Origin of the sequence: Tabrizicola sp., from assembly GCF_030694085.1 — a bacterium.
GTDB lineage: Bacteria > Pseudomonadota > Alphaproteobacteria > Rhodobacterales > Rhodobacteraceae > Tabrizicola.
The window spans coordinates 102,065-119,966 of record NZ_JAUXZE010000056.1; the positions used below are offsets into that span (position 1 = coordinate 102,065).

16 protein-coding genes are annotated in these 17,902 nt (G+C 65.5%); 6 read left to right on the top strand and 10 right to left on the bottom strand.

What is annotated here, in order from left to right; all coding sequences use genetic code 11:
• The first annotated feature begins 73 nt into the window (after window positions 1-73).
• From Q8M85_RS14095 to Q8M85_RS14120, 6 genes are all read left to right on the top strand, one after another.
• Window positions 74-2,500, top strand: a complete 2,427-nt coding sequence (locus tag Q8M85_RS14095; protein WP_305545719.1) for an FAD-dependent oxidoreductase — start codon at window positions 74-76, stop codon at window positions 2,498-2,500.
• A gap of 68 nt (window positions 2,501-2,568) precedes the next feature.
• Entirely contained in the window at window positions 2,569-5,007 is a 2,439-nt protein-coding gene (locus Q8M85_RS14100) for an FAD-dependent oxidoreductase (protein ID WP_305545721.1), read from the top strand.
• A complete protein-coding gene (locus tag Q8M85_RS14105) occupies window positions 5,004-5,834 on the top strand; it encodes an oxaloacetate decarboxylase (protein ID WP_305545723.1) in 831 nt (276 codons plus the stop codon). The genes Q8M85_RS14100 and Q8M85_RS14105 overlap by 4 nt, the downstream gene beginning before the upstream one ends.
• Entirely contained in the window at window positions 5,831-7,396 is a 1,566-nt protein-coding gene (locus tag Q8M85_RS14110) for a trimethylamine methyltransferase family protein (protein ID WP_305545725.1), read from the top strand. Before Q8M85_RS14105 ends, Q8M85_RS14110 begins: the two co-directional genes overlap by 4 nt.
• 29 nt (window positions 7,397-7,425) lie before the next feature.
• Window positions 7,426-8,325, top strand: a complete 900-nt coding sequence (locus tag Q8M85_RS14115; protein WP_305545727.1) for an NAD(P)-dependent oxidoreductase — start codon at window positions 7,426-7,428, stop codon at window positions 8,323-8,325.
• 112 nt (window positions 8,326-8,437) lie between these two features.
• Window positions 8,438-9,544, top strand: coding sequence for a cystathionine gamma-lyase (locus Q8M85_RS14120; RefSeq protein ID WP_305545729.1), 1,107 nt, complete (start codon window positions 8,438-8,440; stop codon window positions 9,542-9,544).
• A 15-nt stretch (window positions 9,545-9,559) separates the two neighbouring features.
• Here the strand turns inward: Q8M85_RS14120 and Q8M85_RS14125 are convergent, their stop codons facing one another.
• From Q8M85_RS14125 to alr, 10 genes are all read right to left on the bottom strand, one after another.
• Window positions 9,560-10,216 carry an SDR family oxidoreductase gene (locus Q8M85_RS14125; RefSeq protein ID WP_305545731.1) on the bottom strand — a complete coding sequence of 219 codons (657 nt, stop codon included), beginning with the start codon at window positions 10,214-10,216 and terminating at the stop codon, window positions 9,560-9,562.
• Window positions 10,217-10,294: 78 nt separating this feature from the next.
• Window positions 10,295-10,663, bottom strand: coding sequence for an iron chaperone (locus tag Q8M85_RS14130; RefSeq protein WP_305545733.1), 369 nt, complete (start codon window positions 10,661-10,663; stop codon window positions 10,295-10,297).
• The gene (locus Q8M85_RS14135) at window positions 10,664-11,221 is read right to left on the bottom strand and encodes a DUF2199 domain-containing protein (RefSeq protein ID WP_305545735.1); all 558 of its coding nucleotides are present in this window, start codon (window positions 11,219-11,221) and stop codon (window positions 10,664-10,666) included.
• A gap of 3 nt (window positions 11,222-11,224) precedes the next feature.
• On the bottom strand, window positions 11,225-12,688 hold the full coding sequence (gene purF, locus Q8M85_RS14140) for an amidophosphoribosyltransferase (RefSeq protein WP_305545737.1): 1,464 nt from the start codon (window positions 12,686-12,688) through the stop codon (window positions 11,225-11,227).
• Between the two features lie 82 nt (window positions 12,689-12,770).
• A complete protein-coding gene (locus Q8M85_RS14145) occupies window positions 12,771-13,391 on the bottom strand; it encodes a CvpA family protein (protein WP_305545739.1) in 621 nt (206 codons plus the stop codon).
• A gap of 34 nt (window positions 13,392-13,425) precedes the next feature.
• Window positions 13,426-14,781 carry a DNA repair protein RadA gene (gene radA, locus Q8M85_RS14150; RefSeq protein ID WP_305545741.1) on the bottom strand — a complete coding sequence of 452 codons (1,356 nt, stop codon included), beginning with the start codon at window positions 14,779-14,781 and terminating at the stop codon, window positions 13,426-13,428.
• A 59-nt stretch (window positions 14,782-14,840) separates the two neighbouring features.
• The gene (locus Q8M85_RS14155) at window positions 14,841-15,287 is read right to left on the bottom strand and encodes a paraquat-inducible protein A (protein WP_305545743.1); all 447 of its coding nucleotides are present in this window, start codon (window positions 15,285-15,287) and stop codon (window positions 14,841-14,843) included.
• On the bottom strand, window positions 15,284-16,030 hold the full coding sequence (locus tag Q8M85_RS14160; RefSeq protein WP_305545745.1) for an ABC transporter ATP-binding protein: 747 nt from the start codon (window positions 16,028-16,030) through the stop codon (window positions 15,284-15,286). Before Q8M85_RS14160 ends, Q8M85_RS14155 begins: the two co-directional genes overlap by 4 nt.
• Window positions 16,027-16,806, bottom strand: a complete 780-nt coding sequence (locus Q8M85_RS14165; RefSeq protein ID WP_305545747.1) for an ABC transporter permease — start codon at window positions 16,804-16,806, stop codon at window positions 16,027-16,029. Before Q8M85_RS14165 ends, Q8M85_RS14160 begins: the two co-directional genes overlap by 4 nt.
• Window positions 16,803-17,852 (bottom strand): alanine racemase, encoded by a 1,050-nt coding sequence (alr, locus tag Q8M85_RS14170; RefSeq protein WP_305545749.1) that lies wholly within the window; start codon window positions 17,850-17,852, stop codon window positions 16,803-16,805. Before alr ends, Q8M85_RS14165 begins: the two co-directional genes overlap by 4 nt.
• Window positions 17,853-17,902 lie beyond the last annotated feature (50 nt).

Consider the following 17,902-nt stretch of genomic DNA (forward strand, 5'->3'; position numbering starts at 1 on the left):
ATACCGCGCATCCGGTCGAATTGAAAGCGGGCGCATTGCGGCGGATAGTGACGCGCGGAATGGGGAGGCGGCGATGGCGGAATTTGCATCGGCTCGGGTGGTGATCATTGGCGGCGGGGCGGTTGGAGCCTCGGCCTTGTATCACCTGGCGAAAGCGGGGTGGACGGATGCGCTTTTGCTGGAGAAGAACGAACTGACCGCCGGGTCGACCTGGCATGCGGCGGGGAACGTGCCGACCTTCTCCTCCAGCTGGTCGATCATGAACATGCAGCGTTATTCGGCCGGGCTTTACCGCGGACTGGGCGAGGCGGTCGGCTATCCGATGAACTACCATGTGACGGGGTCGGTCCGGCTGGGCCATTCGAAGGAACGGTTGCAGGAGTTCAAGCGCGTCGTCGGCATGGGGCGGTATCAGGGGATGGACCTGACGATCCTTTCGCCCGACGAGATCACCTCGCGCTATCCGTTCCTGGAGACACATGACCTGGAGGGCGCGCTTTACGACCCCTATGACGGCGACATCGATCCCGCACAGCTGACCCAGGCGCTTGCCACGGGCGCGCGGAAGCTGGGCGCGCGGATCGAGCGGTTCTGCCCGGTAACTGCGGCCGAGTGGACCGGCAGCGAGTGGATCCTGACCACGCCGAAGGGCACGGTGCGGGCGGAATATGTGGTGAACGCGGGCGGCTACTATGCGGCCCAGGTCGGCGCAATGTTCGGTCGCCGGGTGCCGATGATGGTGATGAGCCATCAGTACATGCTGTTCGACACCATTCCCGAGCTTGAGGCCTGGTCGAAGGAGGTTGGCCACAAGCTGCCCTTGCTGCGGGATGTCGACAGCTCCTACTACCTGCGGCAGGAAAAGATGGGCTTCAACCTTGGCCCCTACGAGAACCCCTGCCGCGCGCATTGGGCGACGCCGGACGATCCGATGCCCGAGGACTTCAGCTTCCAGCTTTTCCCCGACGATCTGGAGCGGCTGGAGTGGCACATCAACGACGCGATGGCCCGGGTGCCCCTGCTGGCTCAGGCGAACCTGACCAAGGTGATCAACGGCCCGATCCCCTATACCCCCGACGGCAACCCCTTGATCGGCCCGATGCCGGGGGTGCCGAACGCGTTCGAGGCTTGCGTCTTCACCTTCGGCATCTGCCAGGCGGGGGGCGCGGGCAAGGTGCTGGCGGAATGGGTCACCGAAGGCGCGACGGAATGGGACATGTGGTCCTGCGACCCGCGCCGCTTTACCGGCTGGGAGGATCACGACTACCTCGTCGAGAAGGGGAAAGAGGTCTACGGCCACGAATACGGGATGCATTTCCCGATGGCGCGCTGGCCTGCGGGGGCGGACCGCAAGCTGTCGCCGGTGCACGACCGGCTGAAGGCGCTGGGTGCGCAGTTCGCGCCCTACAACGGCTGGGAGCGGGCGGAATGGTATGCGCAAGCTGGAGACGATACGTCCTGGGAGGCGACCCAGACCTGGGGCAGGGCCGGCCCGTGGGAGGCCCGGATCAAAGCGGAAGCTGAGGCGGTACGGGATGGGGTCGGCGTTCTGGACCTGCCGGGCTTCACGCGGCTGCGACTGACGGGACCGGGCGCACGGGCGCATCTGGCCTCGCTCACCGCGTCAAAGCTGCCGCAACCGGGTCGGATGGGGCTGATCTATTTCGCCGACGACCGGGGCCGGATTGTCACCGAGATGACCTGCCTGCCCTACAATGACGACGATGTGGGCGTCATCACCGCCGCCGTCGCGCAAAGCCACGACGCCGACATCCTGCGCAAGGGGCTGCCGCAGGGCGTGGTGCTGGAGGATTGGACCGACAAGATCCATTGCTTCATCGTCACCGGCCCCAAGGCGCGCGACCTTCTGGCGGGGATTGCCGAAGCGGACCTGACACTGCCCTGGCTCTCGGTCCAGTTCACCCCAAAGGTGGCGGGCAAGGACGTGGCGCTGGTCCGGGTGTCCTTTGCCGGAGAGCTTGGCTGGGAAGTGCATTGCGACCGGGAGGATGCCCCGGCGATCTATGACGCGCTGCTGGCCGGGGGGGCAAAACCCTTTGGCATGAAGGCGCTGAACGCTTTGCGCATCGAAAAGGGCTATCGCGCCTGGAAGGGCGACCTTTCCACTGATTATTCGCTGCTGGAAGGGGGCCTCGAGCGGTTCATCGACTGGGGCCATGAGTTCCCCGGCAAGGCGGCCCTGGCGGCGGAAAAGCAGCGCGGGGTGAAGAAACGCTTCGTCTCGCTGAAGGTCGATGCGGGCGAGTGTGATGCGCCCTACATGTCGACGCTTTGGCACGGGGGCCAAGTGGTCGGAGAGACGACCTCGGGCGCCTGGGGCTACCGGGTGGGCCATTCGATGGCGCTGGGGATGCTGCGGGCAGACCTGGCGGTGGCCGGGACCGAGGTCGAGGTGGAAATCTTCGGCGACCGCGTGAAAGCGGTGGTGCTGGCCGACGGCCCGGCCTGGGACGCGAAGAACGAGCGCATCCGCGCGTGACATCTGGCGGACCGGGGGCCAGCCCCCGGACCCCCGGGATACTTGTGCAAAGATGAAAGACCTGAAGAATGGCTGGGATTCCGACGAAAGCGCGGGCGGTGGTGATCGGGGGCGGGGTGTCCGGCTGTTCGGTGGCCTATCACCTGGCCAAGGCAGGCTGGACCGATGTGGTGCTGCTTGAGCGGCGCAAGCTGACCTCGGGCACCACCTGGCATGCGGCGGGGCTGATCGGGCAGTTGCGCGGCAGCGCGAACATGACGCGGTTGGCGAAGTACTCGGCAGATTTGTACCGGGGGCTGGAAGCGGAAACCGGCGTCGCCACGGGGATGAAGCAGGTCGGCTCCATCTCGGTCGCGCTGACGGCGGAACGGCACGAGGAATTGCTGCGGCAGGCGACCGTCGCGCGGATCTTCGACGTCGAGGTGCACGAGATTTCGCCCGGCGAGGTGAAGGCCCGTTATCCGCATCTGAACATCGACGGCGTCGTCGGCGCGGTGGCCCTGCCGCTGGACGGCCAGTGCGACCCGGCAAACATCGCGATGGCGCTGGCCAAGGGCGCGCGGATGCGGGGGGCGAAGATCTTTGAAGGGGCGCTGGTGACGCGGGTCACCACATCGGGCGGCCGGGTGACCGGGGTGGACTACGAGACCGGCGAGGGGCAAGGCCATATCGAGGCCGATGTCATCGTCAACTGCGGCGGCATGTGGGGCCGCGATCTGGCGGCGCAGAGCGGGGTGACGCTGCCTCTGCATGCCTGCGAACATTTCTATCTTGTCACCGAACCCGTCGCCGGACTGGGCGACCTGCCGGTGCTGCGCGTCCCCGACGAATGTGCCTATTACAAGCAGGATGCCGGCAAGATGATGCTGGGTGCCTTCGAGCCGAAGGCGAAGCCCTGGGGGATGGACGGCATCCGCCCCGATTTCGAGTTCGACACGCTGCCCGAGGACTGGGAGCATTTCATGCCCATCCTGGAAATGGCGACCAACCGGATGCCACTGTTCGAAACGGCGGGCATCCACACCTTCTTCAACGGGCCGGAAAGCTTTACCCCCGACGACCGTTACTACCTGGGCGAGGCGCCCGAGGTGAAGGGCTATTGGATCGCCGCCGGATACAATTCCATCGGGATCGTCAGTTCGGGCGGGGCCGGGCAGGCGCTGGCGCATTGGATCACGGAAGGTGAGCCGCCCTTCGACCTTTGGGAGGTCGACATCCGCCGCGCGCAGCCCTTCCAGAAGAACCGCCGCTATCTGAAAGAGCGGGTGTCCGAGACGCTGGGCCTGCTTTACGCCGATCATTTCCCCTATCGGCAGATGGAAACCTCACGCGGGGTGCGCCGCAGCCCGATTCACGAGCATCTGAAGGCGCGCGGCGCCGTCTTTGGCGAGGTGGCGGGTTGGGAGCGCGCCAACTGGTTCGCCACCGAGGGGCAGGAGCGGGAGTATCGCTATAGCTGGAAGCGGCAGAACTGGTTCGACAACCAGCGCGCCGAGCACATGGCGGTGCGGCAGTCGGCGGGTCTGTTCGACATGACCAGCTTCGGCAAGATCCGTATCGAGGGGCGCGATGCCTGCGCCTTTCTGAACCGCATCTCGTCGGCGCAGATGGATGTGGCGCCGGGCCGGATCGTCTATACGATGTTCCTGAATGAAAACGGGGGGATCGAGGCCGATCTTACCGTGACGCGGCTGTCCGAGACGGCTTTCCTTGCCGTTGTTCCCGGCGCCACCCTGCAACGCAACCTCGCCTGGATGCGGGCGCATCTGGCCGACGACTTTGCCGTCATCACCGACGTCACCGCCGCCGAGTCTGTGTTGTGCCTGATGGGGCCGCAGTCGCGCGATGTGCTTGCCAAGGTCTCGCCAAACGACTTCAGCAATCACGCGCATCCCTTTGGCCAGGCGCAGGAAATCGAGATCGGCATGGGTCTCGCCCGCGCGCACCGGGTGACTTATGTGGGTGAGTTGGGGTGGGAGTTGTATATACCGACCGACCAGACCGCCCATGTCTTCGAGGCGCTTATGGAGGCTGCGCCCGAGGTGAAGCTGTGCGGGTTGCACACGCTGGACTCCTGCCGGATCGAAAAGGCCTATCGGCACTGGGGTCATGACATCACGGATGAGGATCATGTGTTGGAAGCGGGCCTTGGCTTTACCGTCAGCCGGAAGAAGCCAGCCTTCATCGGGCGCGAGGCGGTGTTGCGGAAGGAGGACGAGGGGCTGGATCGCAGGCTTCTGCAATTCCACCTGCAAGACCCCGAACCGCTTCTTTTCCACAACGAAGCCATTGTCCGCGATGGGAAAATCGTCGGTCCCGTCACCAGCGGCAACTACGGCCACCATCTCGGCGGGGCGATTGGTCTTGGCTATGTCCCGGCCCGCGGCCAGAGCGACGCCGAGATCCTTGGCTCGACCTACGAGATCGAGGTCGCGGGCCAACGCCATGCGGCCATCGCCTCACTTGCCCCGATGCACGACCCGAAGTCGGAAAGGATCAGGGCATGACACTCAGCCAGCGCCACCAGGCCTTTCACGACCTGCACCAGCGGGGCTGTTTCGTCATCCCGAACCCCTGGGACCTGGGGTCCGCCCGGATGATGGCCGCGCTTGGCGCGCAGGCGCTTGCCACCAGTTCCGCCGCCCATGCTTTCACGATGGGCCGCCCGGACATGGGCGGTGTGACGCGGGACGAGGCGCTTGGCCATGCGCAGGACCTGATTGCCGCCACCGACCTGCCCGTCTCGGGGGATTTCGAGAATGGCTTCGGTGACAGCCCGGACGCGGTTGCCGAAACCGTCCGGCTTTCGGGCGCGGCGGGCCTGTCGGGCATCAGCATCGAAGACACGCAGATGACGCCAGGCAATCCGGCCTATGCCTTTGATCTGGCTGTGGAACGCATCCGGGCCGGGGCCTCGGCCGCCCGCGCCTTGAACCGCCCCTTCATCTTCTGCGCCCGCGCCGACGGGGTGATGAACGGTGTCTATGATCTGGCTGAGGGTATCCGTCGCCTGCAAGCCTTCGAAACCGCGGGAGCCGACCTGCTGTATATTCCGGTTCCGCCGGGACCGAAGGAACTGAAGCAGATCCTTGCTTCGGTGGCAAAGCCTGTGAACGCCCTTGCCGCGGGGCCGCTCAAGCAGCTTACCGTTGCCGAACTTGCGACAATGGGCGTCCGCCGCATTTCCACCGGCAGCCAGATCGCCCGGCTGACCCATGCCGCGATCCGCGACGCGACTGTCGCCATGCTGGACCACGGCTCCTTCGCCCCGCTGGCCGGAACGGCCAGTGGCGACGACATCGACGCTCTTCTCCTCAAGGGATCACCCCAATGACCGACGACACCACGCTTCTGGGCGAGATTTGCGAACCCGCCCGCAACCGCCGCAGTGGAGGCCGCCAGGCCCGGGTGGCCATGCGCGCAGCACCTCTGGCCGATGACGTGAAGCCGGTCCGCCCCGGCCTGCCCGGCGGCCAGTACAAGCCGCTGACCGAAGCGGGCGTCCAGCAGATCCACGCCGCCGCACTGGATGCTCTGGAACAGATCGGCCTTTCCCAGGCCCCGCCGTCGGGCGTGAAACTTCTGACCGAGGCGGGCGCGATCCTGGGCGATGACGGCCGCATCCGCTTTCCCCGCGCGCTGGTCGAGGACATGCTGGCCATTGCCGCGCGCAACATCACGCTGCACGCCCGCGACCCGAAGTACGACCTGCATCTCAGTGGCAGCAACGTCCACTACGGCACCGCCGGGGCTGCGGTGCATATCGTCGACCCGATCACGCTTGAATATCGCGAATCCACCGCGCAGGATCTCTATGACGCGGCCCGGCTGGTCGACAATCTGGACAACATCCACTTCTATCAGCGGACGATGGTCTGCCGCGACGTCGTCGACAACAAGGAGATGGACCTCAACACCCTTTACGGCAGCCTGGCCGGGACGGTGAAGCACGTCGGCACGTCTTTCTCGGACCCCAGCCACGTGGCCGATTGCTTCGATCTGATCCACATGGTCGCGGGCGGCGAAGAAAAGTGGCTGGAGCGGCCTTTCGTCAGCAATTCCAACTGCTTCGTCGTCCCGCCGATGAAGTTCGCCGAAGAAAGCTGCATCACGATGGAGGATTGCATCCGCCGCGGGATGCCGATGCTTCTTCTCTCGGCCGGGCAGGCCGGGGCCACCGCGCCCGCACCGATCGCCCTGACGATCGTGCAGGCGGTCGCCGAATGTCTGGCGGGCGTGGTCTACGTCAACGCGATCAAGCCGGGCGCTCCGGCGATCTTCGGGACATGGCCCTTTGTTTCCGATCTGAGAACAGGAGCCATGTCGGGCGGCAGCGCGGAACAGGCGCTGTTGACGGCGGGTTGCGCCCAGATGCACCGGTTCTATGACCTGCCGGGCGGGGCGGCCTCGGGGATTTCCGACAGCAAGCTGCCCGACATGCAGGCGGGCTGGGAGCAGGGGATCACCAACGCGCTGGCGGGCCTGGCGGGGCTCAACATGTGCTATGAGGCCGTTGGGATGCATGCGTCGCTGCTTGGGTTCTGCCTGGAATCGCTCGTCCTGGGCGATGACCTTCTGGGCCAGACCATGCGCCTGGTGCGCGGCATCGACGTGACGCCGGATTCCACCAGCCTCGACGCGATGAAAGAGGTCTGCCTGGGCGGGCCGGGCCACTACCTCGGCTCGGACCAGACGCTGAAGCTGATGCAGACCGAATACATCTATCCGAACGTTGGCAACCGCATGTCGCCGAAGGAATGGAACGAGGCCGGCAAGCCCTTGCTGCTGGACACCGCCATTGCCCGCAAGAACGCCATCCTGGCCAAGGCTGGCTGTCGGGTTGACGCAGACATCGATGCGGCCATTCGCAAGCGGTACAACATCTACTTCAAGTAATCGCGCCAAGTCACGGGGAAGAGAGACAAATGCACTACGGATACATCGGGCTTGGCAATCTTGGCGCCGCCTGTGCGGGCTGTCTCCTGAAGGGCGGTTTCCAGGCCACCGTCTTTGACCTGAACGCGAAACTGGCCGAACCCTTGGTGGCGCAGGGGGCCGTGCTTGCCGCAACCGCCGAGGATCTGGCCGCCTCGGTCGATCACGTCATCACCTGCCTGCCGTCGCCCGCGGTGTCCGAACGCGTCCTGCGCAACATCCTGCCGCACATGCGCAAGGGGGCGTCCTGGGTCGAGATGTCCACCCTTGGCCGGGACGAGGTCCTGCGACTTGCCGCCGTGGCCGCAGAAAGCGGCGTCAGGATGATGGAACTTCCGGTCACCGGCGGCGTCCACCTGGCCTACCAGGGCAAGATCACCATGCTGGCCGGGGGCGACCGCGACCTTTACGACCTGCACCACGGCGCGATGCAGGCGATGGGCGACCGGATCTTCCACATGGGGCCGCTGGGGTCGTCCTCGATCATCAAGGTCATCACCAACATGCTGGCCTTCATCCATCTGAAAGCCACCTCCGAGGCGCTGATGCTGGCCAAGCGGGGCGGGCTGGACCTGGGGCAGGCGTGGCACGCGATTGCCGCCAGTTCTGGAAACAGTTTCGTGCACGAGACCGAGGGCGCGCTGATCCTGAACGGCAGCTACGACATCGCCTTCAACATCGACCTCGCGCTCAAGGACCTGGGATTTGCGCTGGGGTTCGGCAAGGAGTTCGGCGTGCCGCTGGACCTCGCATCCATGACCAACCAGACCTACATCGCCGCCAAGGCAGCCTATGGCGGCGAGGCGCAGTCGCCGATGATCGCCAAGCTTCTGGAGGACCTGCTGGGCACCGATCTGCGCGCCGAAGGCTTCCCCGCGCGGCTGGAATGACGGCTTGAGGGGCCTTCGGCAACCCGTTAAGTTTCGGTAAACGCCCGCTGCCAAGTTCTTGATTTTCCTGCGGGTCCCGTGATTGTCCACCGTGGACACCGAAGGAGCTGCCATGACCGCCGAGACCGAAGCCCGCGTCGCCCGCCTTCTCCACCATCGGAAGGCAGCCCTCTCCCTGGGCGAACCCGTCGTGCCCCCGATCTCGGTCGCCACCACCTTCCATCTGCCGCAGGCGCAGGGTGCAGACCACTATTACGGTCGATCCGGCCAGCCGACCTGGGACGCCGTCGAGGCGCAGCTGGCGATCCTTGAGGCCGCAGAGGTCGTCTCCTTTCCCTCCGGCATGGCCGCGATCACGGCGGCGCTCGTCTCTTGCCTGAAGGCAGGGGCAAAGGTGATGATCCCGTCCGACGGCTATTATGTAACCCGGCTCCTGGGCAGGGACCTCTTGCGGGTCTACGGTGTCGAGGTTGTCCAGGTCCCGACCCTGGAGATGGAGGCCGAGGACTTCAGCGGTTTTCAGGTGATCTACATCGAGACACCTTCCAACCCCGGCCTCGACGTGGTGGACATCGCAGCACTTGCCCGCAAGGCCCACGACGCCGGGGCCTTGTTGATCGCCGACAACACGACCATGACCCCGATACTGCAGCGCCCGCTGGATCTGGGGGCCGATCTGGTGGTCGCCGCCGACACCAAGGCTCCGGCGGGCCATTCCGACGCGCTGTTCGGCCATGTGGCGGGGCGGGATACCAATCTGATGGCCCGTATCCGCGAATGGCGGCGGCAGTCGGGTTCGGTGCCGGGACCGTTCGAGGCCTACCTCGTACACCGGGGGCTGGAGACGCTGGAGGTCCGCCTTTCCCGAATGTGCGTCTCGGCAGCGGTGATCGCCGAACGGCTCGCAGCGCATCCAAAGGTCCGGGGGCTGCGCTATCCGGGGCTGCCGGGTGATCCTTCGCGAAAGGCGGTGGGCAGACAGATGGAGAACGGGGGCTTCCTGATCGGCTTCGAACTGGCGGACGAGGCCGAGGCGGAGGGTTTTCTGGCGCGCTGCCCGCTGATCGAACAGGCGACCAGTTTCGGCGGCGTCCACACCGCCGCCGAACGTCGCGCGCGTTGGGGGGATGCCGTGGCGGATGGCTTCATCCGGCTCTCTGTCGGCGTGGAACCAGTGGAAGTACTCTGGTCGGCCATCGACACGGCGCTGGCGGGGTAGGGGCCAAATTTCTGTTCAGAGCATATCGAGAATTCGCGCCGCTTCTGTCTGAACATCGGCCAGTTTCGTCCGGTCCTCGCCAGGGAAGAACCGTGCACGGGTGGCGGTGGGCAGGCCCTGGGGTTCGGCGATGACCACGCGGGGGCCGTGCTTGGCGGACTCGGCTTGCCAACTGCGCGCAAGCGCCATCTGGGTGGCCTTGGTGGCTCCGTATGAGCCGAAGAACGGCTGACCCGCGCGAGGGTCGTCCAGGAACAGAGCGGTGCCCTGGTGCGCCTTCAAGAGAGGCTCGACCATCGGGATCAGCATCCCCGTGGCGCGGGCGTTGGTGGCGAGCGACTTCTCCCAATCCTTCTGGTCGATGTGCCCTGCGGGGGCAAGCGGGGCGGCATGGATCGCGGCATGGACCCAGAGACCAAGTCCGCCCCAACGGTCATGGATGCTGCGGCACAGGTGCCGCATGGCGTCGTCGTTCGTGACGTCCATCGGGGCGAGTGTCAGGCTTCCCGCACCCGGCAGGCCCGCGCTCTTGACCCGGTCGTCCAGCTCTTCCAGCCCGCCGACGGTGCGGGCGACGGCAACCACGTTCCAGCCACGCAGAGCAAGCTGTTCTGCAAGGGCGGCACCAAGGCCACGCGAGGCTCCGGTGACGAGGGCGATTTTGTCGGTCATGCGTCTGTCCTTGTGGTGGCGTCAGAGCCTCCGGCGGGGATATTTGTCCAAAGATGAAAGGGCAAGGGGGCGCGGGTGTCAGGGATTGCGACCATATCCCGCGGCGATCTCGGCCTGGCGGGTTTCGATGATCTGGCGGAGGAGCGGGTCGGGGAGGGGGTGATCCGGGGTGAAGAGGACGCCGGACTTCGACGTCTGGAACGGGGCGCAGTCGATCCGGGGGATCACACTGCCGGAATGGGGGTAGAGGCCGAGGTGGCGCGTGAAGGCCGCGTAGCCTGCGACCATCTTCCCCGTCGGCCCTGGCTGGCGGAAGCCGGGCATTGCGTAGGACATGACTTCCAGGTGGTCGGGGAGGAGGGCTTTCAGGCGGGCGCGGAGGGTGGTCAGGGCGTTCCGCTGGTCGGCGGGGAGGGCGGCGATATAGGTGTCGATTTCGGCAGACATTCAGGCCACACCGAGATGCGGGCGAAGATCGTGGGCGAAGCTCGCGTAGATGTCGACGCTGAATGCGTCCTGCTGGGCCACGCCGAGGGCTGAGGGATCGGCGACGGTGAATTGCGGGCGCTCCGCCGCGTCCAGGAACCTGCTGGTCGGTGTCAGTCCGGCGCTGCCGGGAAAGCCGGACAAGGTGTTTGCAAGGCGGGCAGGACGCGTGCCGAGTGCAGTCTCTGCCGGCGTTCCAACGACGGCGCGATTGGCGTGGGAGGGTTCGGTCGGGACTTCAGCCCAAGCGCCAAAAGCCAAGGCCGCATCGGTGCCGCGGATCGGCAAGCTCTGCAGCCCGCGCAGGTAGAACAGGTCCGCGACCGAGCAGAAGTCGGCGGTCAACTTGTCTTGTCCGACCGTGACGGTGCCGCCGTTCATCCGATGGGACAGATGCGGCCAGGTGTCGGAATGATCGTAGCCGAGGTCCAGGACGCCCTGCACCGGTTTGCCGCAGCAGGGGCACCGGCACTTCGTATCGGTGAACGGTTGCCAGCGCCGGTCAGGGGCCAGCGCCACGGCTCACTCCGCCGCCTTCATCTGAAAGCCTTCCTCGATCTTGTCCGAGGGGGCCACCGGGTAATCGCCCGAGAAGCACGCGTCGCAAAAGCGCGGGCTTTCCGGGTCGCGGCCTGCGGCCTCACCGGCGGCGCGGTAGAGGCCGTCGAGGGAGATGAACTTCAGGCTGTCGACGCCGATCCAGTCGCGCATCTCGTCTTCCGACATCGTCGCGGCAAGGAGTTTTGACCGTTCGGGGGTGTCGACGCCGTAAAAGCACGGCCAGGCGGTGGGGGGCGAGGCGATGCGGAAGTGGACCTCGGCGGCGCCGGCCTCGAGGATCATGTCCTTGATCTTGCGGCTGGTGGTGCCGCGCACGACCGAGTCGTCCACGAGGATCACCCGCTTGCCCTTGATGAGGGCGCGGTTGACGTTCAGCTTCAGACGAACGCCCATGTTGCGGATATGGTCCGTGGGTTCGATGAAGGTGCGGCCCATGTACTGGTTGCGGATGATTCCCATCGCGTAGGGGATGCCGGACTGCTGGCTGTAGCCGATGGCGGCGGGTGTGCCGCTGTCAGGAACGGGGCAGACGAGGTCAGCATCGACCGGCGCTTCGATGGCCAGTTCAACGCCGATCTGGCGACGGGTCTCATAGACCGACCGGCCGCCGATGATGCTGTCGGGGCGGGAGAAGTAGACATTTTCGAAAATGCAGAAGCGGGATTTGGCGGGGGTGAAGGGGCGGGTGGATTCGACCTTGTTACCTTCGATCACCACCATTTCGCCGGGCTCGATCTCGCGCACGAAATCCGCGCCGATGATGTCCAGCGCGCAGGTTTCCGACGATAGCGCCCAGCCGTGGTCGCCGATCCGGCCCAGGACCAGCGGGCGGACGCCCAAGGGATCACGGACGCCGATCAGCTTGGTGCGGGTCATGGCGACGACGGAGAAAGCGCCCTCGACCCGGCGAAGTGCATCCTTGATGCGTTCGGCCAGCGTCTTCTGGATCGATCGCGCCATCAGGTGAATGATACATTCGCTGTCCGACGAGGACTGGAAGATCGATCCGCGCTCGATCAGCTCGCGGCGCAGGGCAGAGGCGTTGGTCAGGTTGCCGTTGTGCGCGATGGCGCAACCGCCCATCGAGAATTCGCCGAAGAAGGGCTGCACGTCGCGGATCGCGGTGGCACCCTTGGACCCGGCGGTGGAATAGCGCACGTGGCCGATCGCCAGCGACCCCGGCAGGGTGTCCATCACGTCGGCTTTGGTGAAGTTGTCGCGGACATAGCCGAAGCGGCGGGCCGAGTTGAAGCCTTGTTCGGGGTCGTAGCAGACGATCCCGCCCGCCTCTTGCCCGCGGTGCTGGAGGGCGTGCAGTCCAAGCGCCACGAAGTTGGACGCATCGGCGACGCCGACCACGCCGAAAATCCCGCACTCCTCTTTCAGCTTGTCATCATCGAAGGGGTGCGAGCGGAAGGGAGCCATGCGTCCGAATCCTACCTTGAGCTTAGGCCCGCTGTTTAAGGCAGCGGGTCGGGGCTGTCACGCCCCGAAACGCCCTTGGGGATCACGGATTGGTGGCAGGTGCCGCTGGTGCAGGGGCCCCTGTCGAAGGCGCAATCGTCGGGGCACCGCCCGGGGCGCAGACGTTGGTCAGGTCGTTGTAGCGGTCGACGATCCAGCCCGGCGCGTCCGAGGGGATGTTCTGGTCGATCTGGGCCTGGAAGTTGGCGAAGACCAGAGCGGTGCGGGACTCGTCGATCATCGCGATCTGCTGGCCGGAAAGGACGCGGTCGTAGACGATGAAGGCGATGGCGATCAGCAGCACGCCGCGCGCCGCCCCGAACAGGAAGCCGAGCGCCTGGTCAATCCCGCCCAGGGCCGAGCGCTGGACAGCTCCGGCGAAGAGCGGCGTAAAGAGAGCGGCGACAATCAGCCCCACCACGAAGACGCCCGCAAAGGCCGCGACCACGGAAAGCTCGCAGCTGTCGGACAGGAACTCGCCCACGACCGGCAACTCCTTGACCAGTGGCTGCACGCCGGGGGCGAAGTAATAGGCAGCGATGGCGGCACCGATCCAGCCAAGGATCGCCATCAGCTCACGCACCAGCCCGCGCGAGAAGGCGAGAATGGCCGAAATGATGATGATAAGCGCCGCACCACCGTCGACTGCGGTCAGGTTTTCCATCGTTTACGTCCCCGTTCCCATTCTTTGCAAGGGCTTATCCCGCCCCGAACATTTCGCCTACAAACGTCGTCAGGTCGGGCATTTGCCGAACCATCAGGCCTGCGGCCCCCTCGATCTTCGAATGGGACGGCACAGTCGCTTGTGAGAAACCAAGTTTCGACGCTTCTTTCAACCTGTTTTCCGTTTGGCCCACCGGACGCAAGGCCCCGGAAAGGCTGATCTCTCCGAAAAGCACCATGTCGGGCGGTATTGCCACATCCTCGCGCGCCGACAGAAGCGCCCCTGCCACGGCAAGGTCGGCGGCGGGTTCGCTGACCCGAAAGCCGCCCGCGACGTTCAGGAACACGTCCAGGCCGGCGAAGGGGATGCCGCAGCGGGCCTCCAGAACGGCAAGGATGGTGGAGACCCGTCCGCTATCGAGGCCGACAACCGTTCGGCGCGGACTGGCAAGGGTGGAGGGCGCGACAAGGGCCTGGATTTCGGTCAGGACCGGACGCGTTCCCTCGATCCCGGAAAAGACGGCAGAGCCGGGGGCGGGCTGATCGCGGTTGGCCAGGAACAGGGCCGATGGGTTCGGCACCTCGGCCAGACCGCCACCGGTCATCTCGAAGACGCCAATCTCGTCGGCAGGGCCGAAGCGGTTCTTTACCGCGCGCAGGATGCGGAACTGGTGGCCACGCTCGCCCTCGAAGTAAAGCACTGTGTCGACCATATGCTCGACCACGCGGGGGCCGGCAATCTGGCCATCCTTGGTGACATGGCCGACAAGGATGATCGCCACCCCGCGCCGCTTGGCAAAAGTAACAAGTTCATGCGCCGAGGCACGGACCTGGGACACACTTCCCGGAGCCGCCTCGATACTGTCCAGCCACATGGTCTGGATCGAATCGATGACCGCCAGCGCGGGGCGTTCGGCATCCAGCGTCGTCAGGATGTCGCGCAGGTTGGTCTCTGCGCCAAGCTGGACGGCGGCATCGGTCAGGCCAAGGCGCTGCGCCCGCATCCGCACCTGGGCGCTGGCCTCCTCGCCCGAGATATAAAGGCATTTCAAGCCCTTGCGGGCGAAACTTGCAGCGGCTTGCAGCAGAAGCGTGGATTTCCCGATCCCCGGATCGCCGCCCACCAGTATGGCCGAGGCGGGAACGAGGCCTCCCCCCAGCACCCGATCCAACTCGTCAATGCCAGAGGATGCGCGGGGCGGAGCGGCTTCCTCGGTCGCCAGGTCCGATAGCGGGATCGGCCGGCCCTTGGCCCCCAGGGATTTTGGGCCGGTGGACAGAGGCGCCTCTTCCGCGATGGTGTTCCACCCGCCACAGGCATCGCATTTGCCGGCCCATTTCCGATAGGCGGCACCGCATACAGTGCAGGTGAATGAGGCGGTCTGTTTCATGATGCGGGACAGTGACCGGTGTTTTGGGCAGTATCAAGGCGATGAGGCAACACAGAAGCTTATGCGACAGGCTTCGATTTCCAGGAAATCAGGACCTGCGTCAGGATGCAGCCGGTGAAAAGGTAAAGGCCCCAGGCGGTCTCGATGGTGACGTGGCCTGCGCCCTTTGCGATGACGATGTACAACGCGATCAGGAAGACGTCGGCCATCGCCAGCTTGCCCAGGATTTCCAGGACTGGCAGCGTCTTCGGGCTGAGCAGGTTCCAGTGCAGTAGCGCCAGCCCGATTGTCTTGGAATAAGGCGCGAAGATCGCAAGGAAGGTGACCAGCAAAGCCAGGCCCGCATCCGTGTCCCACAGCGACTGAAGGCCGGTGATGACGCTGATCTCGTCCATTCCGAAGATCGGCAGAAGGGCGGCGCGCAGCAGGGGCGCGAACCAGGCGATCGGGAAGAGGATCAAGAGAGCGAGGTTGGCAATCCTCAATCCCAAAAGCGTTCTGTTCATCTCACGCTCTCGATCGGCCCCTCGGCCCTGCCGTGGATGAATTGTTGCACGTAAGGGTCTGGCGTGGCGTCCAATTCCGAAACCGGCCCGGTCCAGCGGATCACGCCGCCGTGCAGCATGGCGACGTTGTCCGCAATCGCGCGGACCGACGACATGTCGTGCGTGATGGTCATCGCCGTCGCCCCCATTTCGGTCACGATCTCGCGGATCAGGTCGTTGATGACGCCGGCCATGATCGGGTCAAGCCCGGTGGTGGGTTCGTCGAAGAAGATGATCTCGGGCTCGGCCGCGATGGCGCGCGCAAGGCCCACGCGTTTCTGCATGCCGCCTGACAGCTCGGCGGGGAAGAGGTCGGCGGTTGCAGGCTTCAACCCGACCCGGCGCAACTTCTCGATGGCGATCTCGCGGGCCTGGGCCTTCGGCAGCGCATTGGCGCCGCGGACCAGGCGAAACGCGACGTTTTCCCAGACGCGCAGGCTGTCGAAAAGCGCGCCGCCCTGGAACAGCATCCCGAACCGCGCCAGAAACGCATCGCGGTCGGCCTTGGTCACGTCCTGCCCGTCCAGCGTGATCGTGCCGCTATCGGGGTGCACAAGGCCAAGGATGCATTTCAGAAGCACCGATTTGCCTGTCCCCGACCCGCCGATGATCACCATCGACGTCCCCGAGCCGATGGTCAGGTTCACCCCTTGCAGCACCCGGTTCTCGCCGAACCGTTTTTGCACCTGGCTGAGTTCGATCATGACGAGAAGAACACTTCGGTCAGGATGTAGTTCGCCGCCAGGATCAGCACGCTCGCGGACACCACGGCGGCCTTGGTCGCGGCCCCCACGCCCTGCGCGCCGCGCGCCGAATTCATCCCGTGGTAGCAACCCATCAGCGCCACGATGAAGCCGAAGACCGCGCCCTTCACCAGGCCAGAACCGATGTCCCAGGCCTCCAGGAAATCAACGGTGTTCTTCAGGTAGGCGGCAGAGTTGAAGTCCAGTCGAGTGATCCCGACCAGCCAGCCGCCCATGATCCCGATGGCGTCGCCGACGGCCACGAGAACCGGCATCGAAAGAGTTGCAGCCAGGACTCGCGGCACGGCAAGGTATTTCAACGGGTTGGTCGACAAGGTGACCAAGGCATCGATCTGCTCGGTGACCTTCATCGTTCCGATCTCGGCGGCGATGGACGAGGCCACCCGAGCCGCAACCATCAGGCCCCCCAGCACGGGCCCAAGCTCGCGCGTCATGCCGATGGCAACGATCGAGGGCACGACCGATTCGGCATTGAAGCGCGACCCGCCGGCATAGATCTGCAAGGCCAGCGCGCCCCCGGTGAAGATCGCGGTCAGGCCGACCACGGGCAGCGAATACCAGCCGATCTGCAAAAGCGATGACCCAAGCTCGCGAAAATAGAAAGGCGGGCGCAGGATGTGGCTCAGGATTGCCGTCGCAAACAGCGCCACCCGCCCGACGGCCGCGATGGCCTGCAGGACCGGACGGCCCAGCGACCCAAGGGTCGCCTCGATCATGCGGACCGCTCCTGGTAGCGACGGGTGTAGCGGGAGCCAAGCGCCGTCAAAAGTTCGTAGCCGATGGTTCCGGCGATCTCGGCCAGGGCGTCGACGGGCTGGTTCGGACCCAGGATGTCCAGGCTGCGCGGCACTTCGGGCAGGTCGGTGATGTCCACCGTGATCATGTCCATCGAAACGCGGCCGACCAGAGGGCAGGGCGTGTCACGGTCCCAAAGCTGCGCCTTGTTGGACAGCGTCCGGGGCAAGCCGTCGGCATAGCCCGCCGCGACGGTGGCGATGACCGAAGGCCGGTCGGCGACCCAAGTGCAGCCGTAACCCACCGCCTCCCCGACTGCGACTTCACGGGTCTGGATCACGGGCAGCGTCAGGGTCAGGACGGAGAGCGCGGCCTGATAGGGCAAGCCGCCATAGAGGCCGACGCCCGGGCGGGTCAGGTCGAAATGGTAACGCGGACCCAGAAGGATGCCGCCAGTTGCTGCCAGGCTGCGCGGCAGGCCGGTGCCGTCGGTCATCTCAAGGAAGGTCCGAAGCTGGGCCTCGTTCAGCGGATCGTCGGGCTCATCGGCGCAGGCGAGATGGCTCATCAACAGTTCCGGCCCCGCATCGACCAGGATCGGTGCGACGGCCTGCCATTCCAGCATCTCGACGCCAAGGCGGTTCATGCCCGTATCAAGCTGCACGCCGAACGGGTGGCCCGGAAGAGATTCCAGGTGGCGGGTGATCTGCTCCAGGCTGTTCAGCATCGGCGTCAGATCCAGATCGTGGATCATCTCGGTATCGCCTGACATGTGCCCGGACAGGACCGCGATTTGCGGGCCCGGACCCAAAGCCTGACGGACCGCAGCGCCTTCCTCTGACTGGGCCACGAAGAAGCGCCGCGCCCCAGCAGCGGCGAGGCAGCGGGCAACCCGCGTCACGCCCAGCCCGTAGGCATCGGCTTTTACCACCGCTGCTGTTTGCACGCCTGCACCGGACATCCGGTCCAGCGCGCGCCAGTTTGCGGCGATCGCATCAAGGTCAATCGTCAGGGTTCCAGTCGCCATGCGGCTGTTTCGACCGGGGCGGGGTCGGGGTCAAGGGAAAACCTCGGACC

What these genes read in the sequence shown, in the direction of transcription:
- Q8M85_RS14095 (WP_305545719.1), top strand. Translation starts at nt 74, where the DNA reads ATGGCGGAATTTGCATCGGCTCGGGTGGTGATCATTGGCGGCGGGGCG.
- Q8M85_RS14100 (WP_305545721.1), top strand. Translation starts at nt 2,569, where the DNA reads ATGGCTGGGATTCCGACGAAAGCGCGGGCGGTGGTGATCGGGGGCGGG.
- Q8M85_RS14105 (WP_305545723.1), top strand. Translation starts at nt 5,004, where the DNA reads ATGACACTCAGCCAGCGCCACCAGGCCTTTCACGACCTGCACCAGCGG.
- Q8M85_RS14110 (WP_305545725.1), top strand. Translation starts at nt 5,831, where the DNA reads ATGACCGACGACACCACGCTTCTGGGCGAGATTTGCGAACCCGCCCGC.
- Q8M85_RS14115 (WP_305545727.1), top strand. Translation starts at nt 7,426, where the DNA reads ATGCACTACGGATACATCGGGCTTGGCAATCTTGGCGCCGCCTGTGCG.
- Q8M85_RS14120 (WP_305545729.1), top strand. Translation starts at nt 8,438, where the DNA reads ATGACCGCCGAGACCGAAGCCCGCGTCGCCCGCCTTCTCCACCATCGG.
- Q8M85_RS14125 (WP_305545731.1), bottom strand. Translation starts at nt 10,216, where the DNA reads ATGACCGACAAAATCGCCCTCGTCACCGGAGCCTCGCGTGGCCTTGGT.
- Q8M85_RS14130 (WP_305545733.1), bottom strand. Translation starts at nt 10,663, where the DNA reads ATGTCTGCCGAAATCGACACCTATATCGCCGCCCTCCCCGCCGACCAG.
- purF (WP_305545737.1), bottom strand. Translation starts at nt 12,688, where the DNA reads ATGGCTCCCTTCCGCTCGCACCCCTTCGATGATGACAAGCTGAAAGAG.
- Q8M85_RS14145 (WP_305545739.1), bottom strand. Translation starts at nt 13,391, where the DNA reads ATGGAAAACCTGACCGCAGTCGACGGTGGTGCGGCGCTTATCATCATC.
- radA (WP_305545741.1), bottom strand. Translation starts at nt 14,781, where the DNA reads ATGAAACAGACCGCCTCATTCACCTGCACTGTATGCGGTGCCGCCTAT.
- Q8M85_RS14155 (WP_305545743.1), bottom strand. Translation starts at nt 15,287, where the DNA reads ATGAACAGAACGCTTTTGGGATTGAGGATTGCCAACCTCGCTCTCTTG.
- Q8M85_RS14160 (WP_305545745.1), bottom strand. Translation starts at nt 16,030, where the DNA reads ATGATCGAACTCAGCCAGGTGCAAAAACGGTTCGGCGAGAACCGGGTG.
- Q8M85_RS14165 (WP_305545747.1), bottom strand. Translation starts at nt 16,806, where the DNA reads ATGATCGAGGCGACCCTTGGGTCGCTGGGCCGTCCGGTCCTGCAGGCC.
- alr (WP_305545749.1), bottom strand. Translation starts at nt 17,852, where the DNA reads ATGGCGACTGGAACCCTGACGATTGACCTTGATGCGATCGCCGCAAAC.